Here is a 9,579-nt window from a genome sequence, read left to right as displayed (position 1 = left end):
GGGTTCAGGCGTGGGTGTCGAGCAGGGTGCGCGCGGCCACGAACACGTCGGTTCTGCTCACGCCCACACCCCAGCCACCTTCGGGGCGGGTGCTCGTGTAGTGGACGTTCGGCCGGTCGTGGATGACAGACAGGCGGGTGACCGTGTCGATGGTGCCGTCACGGCGCTGCCAGCGGCTGTCAACGGTCGGAGTGTTGGTCATCGGGTGCCTCCGTGCGTGGCGTCGTGCAGCGCGGTTGCGACACGCTGACAGTGCCGCTCCCGCAGCCAGTGAGAGCCGCACAGGAATGTGAGGCCGAGGGCGACACCTGCACCGGTGGCGGCGACCATCCCGAACGGGCTGGACGGTTCCAGGGCGACAGTCGAGGTGAAAGCGGCGACGGTGAGGACGGCGAATCCGATGGTCTGCTTCGCTTCGGTCAACATGCGGGTTCCTCCGTGGGTGGTTGGGGTCAGCCGCGAGGGGCGACAGGATCGGCCGGGTACATCTCGTCTAGTTCCTCGTTGGTGGCTCGCGCCGCTTCGGTCCCCCGCAGGGACGCGAGCCACGACCAGCGGTCCCACGGCACGAACCGGGGCAGAGGGCGACGGTTGGGTGCGCTTTTAATCCACCAGATCCAGCCGTGTGCCTGCCGGAAGAGTTCTTCGAGCCGGGGCATGTGCTCGGTGATGTTGTGTGGCACCAGCCCGGACGGCTGATAGTGACCGTGTCCGCAGTGCCGCCAGCAGGCAAGGGCATCCCACAGATGCCACTCCTTGCCCTCGTCGGCGTCGAGTTCGTCGAAGATGAGCGTCATGTGCCGGTAGAGGTTCTGAACGGCGGGGTCAAGGGAGTCAATCAAGGCAGCTCCCCTTTCGGTGAGGCGAAGGTGGGGAGGATGATGCCGCCGGGCTGGATCAGCGCGTGGTCGTGGTAGGTGCCGTCCGGGTCGTCGGCGAAGGCGTGGACCGCGTTGTTGTTCAGCGGGCCGAGGAATGCCTCGATCTCGGTCCACAGGTTGCTGTGCCAGCCCTCATCGAACGGGTAGAGGTGTTCGAGCAGGGCCGTGACCGCCTGGTCGCAGCGGCCCTTGTGCGCCACGTACAGCGGGCTTGATGCCCGCTCGGCATCCTCGCCGAGGCGGATGGCCCACAGAATGTTCCCCGGCCCGATGACCTGCTTGCGGCAGGCATCGCAGATGAAGGCCGGGCAGTTCATGGCCTCCGGCTCGCCGCTGCGGCTGACGTACTCGATCATTTGACCTGCACCCCTCAGACCGCGATGAAGAGTTGGGGCAGGGCTGCGATAGCTGCGTGCGATTGGCGAAGGCGGTCGAGGCGGTCGACCTCGGATCTCACTGCGAGCTGGAACTTCTCGAACAGGTGGTCTGTCGAGAAGCCATACGCCGTTACTTCCTCACGCAGGGCGGCGACAGCTTTCACGGCTCGTTTCCTCTCATGTGGGATTCCATCGTCATCGCCCCAGAAGGATTCGCGTGGGCTGGGCCAATCTTCCTGCCGAGCTTCCCACTTACGTAGATCCATGACCGCGTTATAGGCGGCGACAGCCGTGTCTGATGCGTCAACAGTGATCCCCAGGCCATGAACCTCAGCCTCGCCACGAATATGGCTCGCACTGTTGTAGCGCGAGACGACCGGCAGGGCAGCCCCGTCGTCGAAGTATGAGGTTCCGGTAGTGACGTGATCCAAGACGACCGAGTTCAACCACCGTGATCCTTCTGGGATGTGACGCGGACGTAGGTACCAGCTCGGGTCGGCGGCCACAAGCGCCCGACGAAGTTCACTGCCCGACTGCCAGACAACATGCCAGTGCTCAGCGCCCGCACACTCCTTTGCCTCGGGGTGATAGTTGACAGTCCCCCAGAGTTCCCCCCGCAGGTCACCGTCTTCACCGAATACCGATCCCCGGTGAAGTTGCCGGAAGACGGCGAGCGTGACCTGCTTGCCGGAGACGGTCAGGGTTTTGATTTCCACGGATGCCGTCTGGATCTCGGCGTTCTGGACGGTCAACTTGGGTGGCATGGCGCTCCTCCGGTGCTGGGTTGGGTGGGGGTCATCCTCGGGACACGGCGGGGGCGAGCAGATCCGTGCGGCCATGCTCGATCAGTCGTGGACCTGCCAGTTCTCGGCCCACCTCAACAGCTCCTGCATCATCCAAGCGGCACCACGCCTACGGGCGACAGGACCGAACTCTTCGACCTGCTGCCAGCCGATCACGGTGGTTCCGGTGTTGAAGACGTCGGCGGTGCGGTTGTACTGGTTGAGGCGGAATGCGTGGTCGTTGACTCCGGCGACCTCACCGATGACGGCACGGTTGTGAGTGAGGCCGACAGCGATCACGTCGCCGGGCCGTAGGGGCATGTCTTCGTCCCGCCAGCGGGGGTACGGCTTGCGGGACAGCTGTCGCTTGCGGAGTTGGTACTTCTGCCCGGAGGTGGGGTCGGTGATGGTGCTGGGTGCCGGGCTGGCGAACAGGAGGGAACCCGCGTCGTCGGCGGTCGGGGTGCGTTGCAGCGTGATCGGCTCGGGATCGGCTCCTTGAAGCAGCCGACGAATGCTGCCGGGCCTCCATGCCAATCCTCGCTCAAGCCCGGCTGTGGTTCTCGCGCGCAAACTCGCCCCACCACGGGCGTTCTCGATTCCTTGGACCGTGGCCAGGGAGACTCCGCCTGCTGATGCCAACTCAGCCTGCGTGTAGCCCAGCTCGGTTCGCCGGGTGACGAAGACTTCGGCAAGGGCTTGGAGTCTTCTTTGATCATCTACAGATGCCTCGGCGAACAGGCCAGTGTCGGCCGGGTTCGGGGCGGTGGTCGGGAGGGTGTGGCGAATCGGCTCGGTCACTGGTTGGCCTCCATGTCGGGGCAGGTGCGCATGTGGTCTTCGAGTTCGTCTTGCATGCGGTCCATGGTGTCGGGGCCGATGGTGTGGGTGCAGTCGTTGACTACGCCGATCCACAGGTCGCCGTCGAGGCGGTGCATGCTGCCGGTTGCGGTTGGTTGAGGGTCGGTCATGGCGTCAACCTCCTGGTCATAGCTTTGCGGCGTTTGGTTACGGCCTGCTCGGGTCGGATCAAGGACAGTTCCCGGGGCGGCTCGTACGTACGGTGCCGTGCATGACGACTGATCCCCAGCCGGCCCCTGACTCCACACAGCCGCGATACCAGTTCAAGATGCACGGCGACGAAGCGCGGCGGGTGGCCGAAGCCCTGGTCCAGTGGACGGCCGACCACCCCGGGCAGCCGGTCAGCCCGATGCAGATCATGCGTGACGTGTTGGGTCGGGAACCCGAACTGGTCGACCAGGCGGAAGAGGAGCGGCAGCGGACCGCCGTCCCCCCGCCGAAGACAATCGGCCCGTTCACCTTGTCGTGGTTGCCTGCGGCGAAGCTGTACTCGGTGGGGTTCACCACCACCGAGGGGCAGACGTTGGCGGCGGTGCTGTCACAGGACGAGGTGGCGAAGCTTGCCCCCATGTTCGACCACGTCACCGAGCATCTGATGCGCGACGAGACGCCGAGGATCGACGTGCGGGCGGCGTGCGTGGATCTGATCGGCCGTGACCCGTTCGAGGATGTGGGGTAGCCGCTGAGGGTCATTGGTCCCAACTCCATTCGATGTTGGGGTCGCGAGAGTCCACCATGATGTAGCTGCCGTCTGGTCGCTGCCGGTGCCCGGGTGGTGGTTCGCTTCTGCTGCCGATGCGGCGAGGGCTGGTGGTTACCTCGATGTCGAGCCATCCCCGGGCGTTACGGCTGTTGGCGTTCTCGCGGTCGCTGGTGCGGCCCTGGTGGTCGTGGGCGGCGGGGCCGGTGGGGCAGGCGCTGCACTTGGCGGTGGTGCTGAACTCTTCCAACCACACTTCGCCGGTGCCGTTGCAGCGGACGCAGCGGGGGGTGTTGTTGAGGGCTTCCTGCACCAGGGCGGGCAGGTCGCCTTCGCTGCGGACCTTCTTCCACCAGCCGATGTGTTTGACGCCGTGCTTGCCTTCGAGGTGGTCGACGACTTCTTCGGCGAGGTGTGGCGGGCATCCGGCTTCGATGACCCAGTGGTGGCGTCGGTCGTGGGTTGGATTTTCAGGCGAAGCCACCTCGTCTCTCTCTCCGGTGTCGACGTCTTCGCGCGCGGTAGTGACAGACGTACGAGCAGAGAGAGAAGAGTTCTTTGAGGGTTCTTTGAGGGTCTTGAGGGACTGGGGGTGGCTGTGACCACCCCTCTCGGATGCCACAGCCTCCCCTCTCGGATGCTGTGGCATCCCCTCTGCCGGCTCAGTGGGGATGCTCTGACCTCCCCTCTGAGTGGGGATGCTGTGACCACCCCTCTCGGCGAGGTTCGGAATCTTGAACGTGACCGCAGTGCCCTCGAACGCGAAGACGGGCTTCCCCTCCGGCGTTACCTTCACCGGCACCCGAACCTCGCAGCCTTTGCGGGCGAGTCCTTGGAAGATGCTCTTGAGTCCGGTCCGTTTGACGCCGGCTCGGTGGGCAACGGTGTCGAGGGTCCAGCGGCTGCTCTGCTTGGCAATGCGCGTCTTGTCGTTGGCGCGCTCAGCGATGACGGTCAGCACCATCCGCTCACCTGAGGTGAGGTCGGCCGGAGCGTGATCCATCACCTCCAGGATGAGATCGATGCTCACAGCTAGCGGCCTGCTCTCTTATTCCCCGGCGGCATCCGGGTCTTGAGGAGTTCGTCTTCCGTCTGGTAGGCCGCCTCGCGGTCTGCGCACTCAAGGGCCATGTACGCCACCCATGGCAGTTCGCCGCGCTCGTGTCGACCGATGCGCACACGGAACTGGTCGGTGCTGCCGACATAGATCGGCTCGCCGGCCTCGTCGTAAAGGACGTAGACCACCGCGACGCCGAAGCGGGGCACGCGAGACTCCCGACCCATCGGCCGTGAGCCAATCCAAGAGTGCTCGCTTGGTCCGTTGGGTTCATGCCGCCCCCTCCACGGCGCTCGGGTCCATGCGGCCTGCGCCGAGATCGGGAGGGCGGCATTCCACCGCTTGATGAACGGAAGGGGCAACTGGTCGCGCAGGGCGAGGTACAGATCGATGAGGTCGTCGTTGCTGAGGTTGCCCGCTCGATGTTCGCTGCTAATGGAGTGGAAGAGTTGTTCTTCGGCCTGGACCCGGGCCGCTTCGAGCTGCTGAATCTTGCGGTGGACGAGGTTGAGATGTTGCACGGTCGCCTCAAAGACGCCGAAGATCGATTCCTCTTCGCTTGGGCTGGTCATGGTCAGGCTGCGACCGGCTTGACCTGTGCGCGCTCCAGCTCGTTGAGCAGGGCGGCCCACTTCAAGGCGTGCTCACCTCGGGGCTTGCGGCTGCCGCCTTCCCAGCGGCTGACGGTGGACTCGCCGACGCCAACGACGGCGGCTACCTGGGACATGGTCAGTCCGGCCTGCTGCCGGATGCGCTTCGCGTCGCCGCTGCGGGCCTTCTTGTGGGCCTCGACGAGCAGCATGATTTCGCTCATTTGCATGACCTGATCATTCCTCACTGTCACATGCAAGTCAAGTCAGAGGAACTTACATCACCCTTTACGTGAAAGTTGGCAACCCTCTCAAAGTTGTCCGGATGATGCGGGCACCTTCTAGCTGTCCACGTAACCTGCTGTCATACGACAGTGGGGGGTTTGACATGCCAGGGACCGCCGCCAGCCTCGCGGCCCAACTCAGGGAGGACATCCGCACCGGGAAGCTGCCCGCCGGATCGAAGCTGCCATCCATCAGCGAACTCATGGCCCAGCACGACATGGGCCGTGGGGCAGTGCAGCAGGCAGTCGCCACACTCCGGGCTGAGGGCGCGATCATCTCCCGGCAGGGCGCGGCCAGCATTGTCCGCGAGCAGTTCGCGCGGATCGTCCGCGAGTCCCCCGACCGGCTCTCACGCAAGCAGTGGGGGAGCGGCAAGGCCATCCAGGACAAGGACACCGGCAACCGGTGGCGCGACCTCGATGCCCGCGTCGACGAGGTGCCCGCCCCGGAGTATGTCGCCGAACCGCTCGGGATTGAGGTCGGCTCACCGGTGGTGCGGCGCTTCCGCGTGTTCGAGGTCGACGGCCGGCGGGTGCAGATCGCCGAGTCGCATATCCCTGTCGACCTGGCGCGCGGGACGGCGATCGTCTACCACGACACCGGCAAGGGGGGCGTGTTCGCGCGGCTCGCCGAGCAGGGTTGGGAGCCGGAGCGGTTCACGGAGCGGCTTGTCGGCCGCCCGCCGCTGCCGGATGAGGCCGAGCTGTTGAGGCTGCCGAGGAACAAGGCGATGGTCTTGGAGATCACGCGGTTCGCCTGGTCCAAGGATCGATGCGTGGACGTCACGCGGATGGTGCTGGACGCGGAGGCGTACGAGGTGGTCTACAACTTCGACGCCTAACAAGCATGTGGAAGCCTTGACTTTCACATGCCAGTGCGGCAAGGTTAGTTCTGCAAGGGAAAGCCCCCACACCGGGATCTTTGGACGGATGACCGGTGCAGGGGCCTCATCGGAACCCCGAAGGGAACCGTCGTGCAGGCTATCAAGCCTTTCGTCAGCATGCCCGCGCCCGTCACCAAGAAGTACGGGCACCTCACCGTCACCGCGTCCCGCACCGTCGAGGGCGGCTACGCAATCAACGTCTACGCCGGTGCCGAGCGCATCGACGCCCTCTGCTCCACCACCGCCGACCGGGACCTCTACCGCGCCCGGTACGCCGCGATCCGCGACCACGCCCGGCAGGGTCACACGGCCGAGCAGGTCGCCGCCCACATCAACGCCCCGGCTGTCGCCGCCGTTGCCGAGGCGGAGCAGGTCATCACCCGCAGCCTCGCCGACATCGCCACCACCGGCCAGTTCCGGCAGGTCCGTCCGACCATGGCCGGCGCGCACCTCACGCCCCTCACCGGGCCGCAGCAGAAGGCGATCAACGCCCACCGCGCCGGGGTCGTCTACGTGGGGGATGGCATCACCGCCGCCACCCTCCGGGCGCTCGCCCGCAAGGGCTACGGGACGCTCACCTTCGAGGGCCGGCGGAAGCGGGTCGTGTCGCTGGCCCTCACCAAGCAGGGCATGGCCGCAGTGAAGGCGGTGGCGGCATGATCCCCACCCCGCACCCCGCCTGGTGCCAGCCCACCCACTGCGCCACCACCGGCACCGACATCACCCACCGGCACCTCATCGGCACCATCCACGACACGCAGGTGTGGGTGCAGCGCCCCGACACCACCCGCAGCGACGGCAGCCACCTGTACGGCAACACCGCCGTCCACGTCACCGCCGACGGCATCGCCCCGCTCACCGCGCACCTGGACACCCTCCGGGCGTTGCTCACCGCCGTCGAACTGTTCGCCGACCAGGTCGAGGGAGTCCGCTGATGACCGCACCCACGATCACCCGCGCCGGATACTTCATGCCCGAAGAGCCGTCCTGGTGCGTCGGATGTCGCATCCCCGACCCGGGCGTCGTCGACCACTACTCCCGCGTCTGGGAGGGCACCGACTGGCACGACAACACGAAGTGGCGCATCCAGGTCACCCAGCGGGTTGAGATCGCCCCGGACGGCACCATCACCGAAGGTTTGGCCGTCTGCGACATCAACCGGGCTGAGGGAACCTACGGGTCGATGGCCGAGTTCGCCCGCGCGGCCCTGCTCGCCGAGGCGTTGAAGGACTCCATCAATGCTGGCCGCAGGCGGGTGCAGCGATGAGCGGCCCTACCCAGCACACCGCCCTCACCGTGATCGCCGCCGGTGGTGTGGAAGCCGACCAATATGAGTCGATCTTCGTACCCAACAGCGTGGACATCGCCACCATCGGTGAGCTGCGGCTGCTGATCGTGGTGGCGATCGCCCGGGGGCTCGCCTACCGGACGGCACCCGACAGCACGCCGGGCGTGTTTCCGGTGGTGTTGTCCACCCTGGGCGAGGCGGCTTTGCGGGGCAGCAACCCTGCCGGCTACCAGTCGGACCGCGCCATCGAGGTGCGTGACGGCAAGGTGCAGTCCGTGGAGGTGAAGCGGTGACGCCCCGCTCGCTGCGCAACCTGCCCCGATCTGTTCGGCAGGCCGCCGACCCGAACGCCGTCCCCGCTGTCCTCGCCGGCCGCTACCCGGCCAACAGCCCGGTCAACAAGCCGTACCGTCCGCGCACCACCGCCGCCCGTAACGGGGCCTGACATGGGCAAGGTCGTCGGGATTACCGACCGGAAGAACATCCGCGAGTGGGAGAAGATCCGCGCCGACCTGGACGGCCCGGACAAGCCCACCGACCGCGACGCCAAGCAGAACAACAGCAAGCGCTGACCTGGTGGCCCCGTCGATGGGGCGGGGCCACCACACCCACCCACATCCGTTTCATCCCGCTTTAGGAGCAAACCATGTTCGCCAGCGCCAGCATCGGCTACACCGCCCGTGAGATCCGCACCGTCCGCACCGTCCACAGCAGCGACGGGGAGCAGCGCACCATCCGCGTCCGCCCCGGCCGGGCCAACACCCGCCGCACCGCCATCCGCGCCTCCCTCGGGTACGGCCACTGATGGGCCGCCCCGACCCGAAGCTCGCCGCCGCCCTGGCCGCCGACGACAAGGCCGAAGACCAGGGCATGCACGGCGACGACCGGCGCACCTGCCACACCCACCAGACGTGGGTCGACAACTGCAAGGACTCGCCGCTGCACCGCGACCCGCACCTGTACGCGCTCGCGCCGAGCCTGTTCGACCGCTGACCTGCCGTGAGCCTGTCGGGCCGGACCCAGCATTTCCGGCCCGGCGGGGTCGCCGCAGCGGCCAGCAACCAACCCACCAAGGAGACCCCCGCATGAACCACACGACCGCCGGCAGCCAACGCCGCCGCTGGCTGACCGTGGACGGCGACCTCGACCGGATGACCACCTGGCAGCGACTGCTGTGGACCCGCCGCGCGGTCGTCCCGGTCACCGTCGCCCTCACCGAAACGCAAACCGCGCTACTCGACGCGGTCACCGTGCACCGCAGCATCAGCGGGGCAGCCGACCGGTGGCTGCTCCAGCGCATCGCCGAACAGATGGGTGTCGACGACCACGACATGCAGGTCGTCGCCTACCTGATCGGGGCCGACCGGTGAGCGTCGACACGGGCCTCCTACTCGACCATGTCCACGAGCGAACCGACGCCCACAACAATCGCATCGACACGAAAGTCAGCGTTCTCCTCGCACTCAACTTCGCCGCCATCGGCGTCGCCGGGGCCGCACTCACCCAGTCGCCCGCCTGGGCGATCGCCGGGGTGGCTGCTGGAACCCTCGCCCCGCTGGTGGCATCCACTCTGCTCGCCCTGACCGTGTTCGCCCCCAACCTGTCCGGCATGTGGGGGTTCATGGCCTACGCCAGCGCAGCCGACCCGGACGAGGTGATCAGCATGGTGCTGGAAGACCACCGGCAGCAGGCAACCCGGCTGGCGGGCACGTCGTGGGCGGTGCGCCGCAAGTACCGGAAGTTGCGGGTGGCTGTCCTCCTGTCCGGGCTGGGGATTGCTGCCGGCGCGGCGGTGGGGGCTGTGGTGGGGGTTTCCCGGCTGCTGTGACGGCCCCGTGGTGCCCGACCCGTCACTCGGGCGCACGCGGAGCCGCC

The 9,579-nt window shown here is 66.9% G+C and carries 22 protein-coding genes; 12 read left to right on the top strand and 10 right to left on the bottom strand.

Features of this window, described 5'->3' with window-relative positions; all coding sequences use genetic code 11:
* Window positions 1-4 precede the first annotated feature (4 nt).
* The 7 genes from AB0B63_RS07330 to AB0B63_RS07300 form a co-directional block, all read right to left on the bottom strand.
* A complete protein-coding gene (locus tag AB0B63_RS07330; RefSeq protein WP_357015408.1) occupies window positions 5-202 on the bottom strand; it encodes a hypothetical protein in 198 nt (65 codons plus the stop codon).
* Window positions 199-426, bottom strand: coding sequence for a hypothetical protein (locus AB0B63_RS07325; RefSeq protein WP_357015406.1), 228 nt, complete (start codon window positions 424-426; stop codon window positions 199-201). The genes AB0B63_RS07330 and AB0B63_RS07325 overlap by 4 nt, the downstream gene beginning before the upstream one ends.
* A 26-nt stretch (window positions 427-452) precedes the next feature.
* The gene (locus AB0B63_RS07320) at window positions 453-842 is read right to left on the bottom strand and encodes a hypothetical protein (protein ID WP_357015404.1); all 390 of its coding nucleotides are present in this window, start codon (window positions 840-842) and stop codon (window positions 453-455) included.
* Window positions 839-1,237, bottom strand: a complete 399-nt coding sequence (locus tag AB0B63_RS07315) for a hypothetical protein (protein ID WP_357015402.1) — start codon at window positions 1,235-1,237, stop codon at window positions 839-841. The genes AB0B63_RS07320 and AB0B63_RS07315 overlap by 4 nt, the downstream gene beginning before the upstream one ends.
* A 14-nt stretch (window positions 1,238-1,251) precedes the next feature.
* On the bottom strand, window positions 1,252-2,022 hold the full coding sequence (locus AB0B63_RS07310) for a hypothetical protein (RefSeq protein WP_357015400.1): 771 nt from the start codon (window positions 2,020-2,022) through the stop codon (window positions 1,252-1,254).
* Between the two features lie 81 nt (window positions 2,023-2,103).
* Window positions 2,104-2,841, bottom strand: a complete 738-nt coding sequence (locus tag AB0B63_RS07305) for a helix-turn-helix transcriptional regulator (protein ID WP_357015398.1) — start codon at window positions 2,839-2,841, stop codon at window positions 2,104-2,106.
* On the bottom strand, window positions 2,838-3,011 hold the full coding sequence (locus AB0B63_RS07300; protein ID WP_357015396.1) for a hypothetical protein: 174 nt from the start codon (window positions 3,009-3,011) through the stop codon (window positions 2,838-2,840). Before AB0B63_RS07300 ends, AB0B63_RS07305 begins: the two co-directional genes overlap by 4 nt.
* Window positions 3,012-3,112: 101 nt before the next feature.
* On the opposite strand from AB0B63_RS07300, the gene AB0B63_RS07295 reads away from it, so the two are divergent.
* Entirely contained in the window at window positions 3,113-3,580 is a 468-nt protein-coding gene (locus AB0B63_RS07295) for a hypothetical protein (protein ID WP_357015394.1), read from the top strand.
* A 10-nt stretch (window positions 3,581-3,590) separates the two neighbouring features.
* Here AB0B63_RS07295 and AB0B63_RS07290 read toward each other — a convergent pair whose 3' ends face one another.
* Genes AB0B63_RS07290 through AB0B63_RS07280 form a run of 3 tightly spaced genes read right to left on the bottom strand, consistent with a single transcriptional unit; the run spans window position 3,591 to window position 5,478 of the window.
* On the bottom strand, window positions 3,591-4,631 hold the full coding sequence (locus tag AB0B63_RS07290) for a hypothetical protein (protein WP_357015392.1): 1,041 nt from the start codon (window positions 4,629-4,631) through the stop codon (window positions 3,591-3,593).
* Window positions 4,632-4,633: 2 nt separating this feature from the next.
* Complete coding sequence (locus tag AB0B63_RS07285) at window positions 4,634-5,230, bottom strand: GIY-YIG nuclease family protein (protein ID WP_357015390.1); 597 nt, start codon at window positions 5,228-5,230, stop codon at window positions 4,634-4,636.
* 2 nt (window positions 5,231-5,232) lie between these two features.
* Window positions 5,233-5,478: a helix-turn-helix transcriptional regulator gene (locus AB0B63_RS07280; RefSeq protein ID WP_357015388.1), complete on the bottom strand. Its 246-nt coding sequence runs from the start codon at window positions 5,476-5,478 to the stop codon at window positions 5,233-5,235.
* A gap of 158 nt (window positions 5,479-5,636) precedes the next feature.
* Between AB0B63_RS07280 and AB0B63_RS07275 the strand changes: the two genes are divergently transcribed.
* The 11 genes from AB0B63_RS07275 to AB0B63_RS07225 all read left to right on the top strand — a co-directional run bounded on the left by AB0B63_RS07275 (window position 5,637) and on the right by AB0B63_RS07225 (window position 9,532).
* Complete coding sequence (locus AB0B63_RS07275; RefSeq protein WP_357015386.1) at window positions 5,637-6,374, top strand: GntR family transcriptional regulator; 738 nt, start codon at window positions 5,637-5,639, stop codon at window positions 6,372-6,374.
* A 159-nt stretch (window positions 6,375-6,533) separates the two neighbouring features.
* Window positions 6,534-7,076 carry a hypothetical protein gene (locus AB0B63_RS07270; RefSeq protein ID WP_357015384.1) on the top strand — a complete coding sequence of 181 codons (543 nt, stop codon included), beginning with the start codon at window positions 6,534-6,536 and terminating at the stop codon, window positions 7,074-7,076.
* Window positions 7,073-7,351 carry a hypothetical protein gene (locus AB0B63_RS07265; RefSeq protein ID WP_357015382.1) on the top strand — a complete coding sequence of 93 codons (279 nt, stop codon included), beginning with the start codon at window positions 7,073-7,075 and terminating at the stop codon, window positions 7,349-7,351. Before AB0B63_RS07270 ends, AB0B63_RS07265 begins: the two co-directional genes overlap by 4 nt.
* On the top strand, window positions 7,351-7,683 hold the full coding sequence (locus tag AB0B63_RS07260; RefSeq protein ID WP_357015380.1) for a hypothetical protein: 333 nt from the start codon (window positions 7,351-7,353) through the stop codon (window positions 7,681-7,683). Before AB0B63_RS07265 ends, AB0B63_RS07260 begins: the two co-directional genes overlap by 1 nt.
* The gene (locus AB0B63_RS07255; protein ID WP_357015378.1) at window positions 7,680-7,997 is read left to right on the top strand and encodes a hypothetical protein; all 318 of its coding nucleotides are present in this window, start codon (window positions 7,680-7,682) and stop codon (window positions 7,995-7,997) included. Before AB0B63_RS07260 ends, AB0B63_RS07255 begins: the two co-directional genes overlap by 4 nt.
* Window positions 7,994-8,149 carry a hypothetical protein gene (locus AB0B63_RS07250; RefSeq protein WP_357015376.1) on the top strand — a complete coding sequence of 52 codons (156 nt, stop codon included), beginning with the start codon at window positions 7,994-7,996 and terminating at the stop codon, window positions 8,147-8,149. Before AB0B63_RS07255 ends, AB0B63_RS07250 begins: the two co-directional genes overlap by 4 nt.
* 1 nt (window position 8,150) lies before the next feature.
* Window positions 8,151-8,276, top strand: a complete 126-nt coding sequence (locus AB0B63_RS07245) for a hypothetical protein (RefSeq protein WP_357015374.1) — start codon at window positions 8,151-8,153, stop codon at window positions 8,274-8,276.
* 74 nt (window positions 8,277-8,350) lie between these two features.
* A complete protein-coding gene (locus AB0B63_RS07240; RefSeq protein ID WP_357015372.1) occupies window positions 8,351-8,509 on the top strand; it encodes a hypothetical protein in 159 nt (52 codons plus the stop codon).
* Complete coding sequence (locus tag AB0B63_RS07235) at window positions 8,509-8,697, top strand: hypothetical protein (RefSeq protein ID WP_357015370.1); 189 nt, start codon at window positions 8,509-8,511, stop codon at window positions 8,695-8,697. Before AB0B63_RS07240 ends, AB0B63_RS07235 begins: the two co-directional genes overlap by 1 nt.
* Before the next feature lie 92 nt (window positions 8,698-8,789).
* Window positions 8,790-9,074 carry a hypothetical protein gene (locus tag AB0B63_RS07230; RefSeq protein ID WP_357015368.1) on the top strand — a complete coding sequence of 95 codons (285 nt, stop codon included), beginning with the start codon at window positions 8,790-8,792 and terminating at the stop codon, window positions 9,072-9,074.
* Window positions 9,071-9,532 (top strand): hypothetical protein, encoded by a 462-nt coding sequence (locus AB0B63_RS07225; RefSeq protein ID WP_357015366.1) that lies wholly within the window; start codon window positions 9,071-9,073, stop codon window positions 9,530-9,532. The genes AB0B63_RS07230 and AB0B63_RS07225 overlap by 4 nt, the downstream gene beginning before the upstream one ends.
* Window positions 9,533-9,579: the final 47 nt, after the last annotated feature.

Source organism: Micromonospora sp. NPDC049081, from assembly GCF_040648835.1.
In the GTDB taxonomy this organism is placed as follows: Bacteria; Actinomycetota; Actinomycetes; order Mycobacteriales; family Micromonosporaceae; genus Micromonospora; species Micromonospora antibiotica.
Note: the sequence above shows the minus strand (reverse complement) of the source record. Positions and strands in the feature narration are given on the sequence as shown.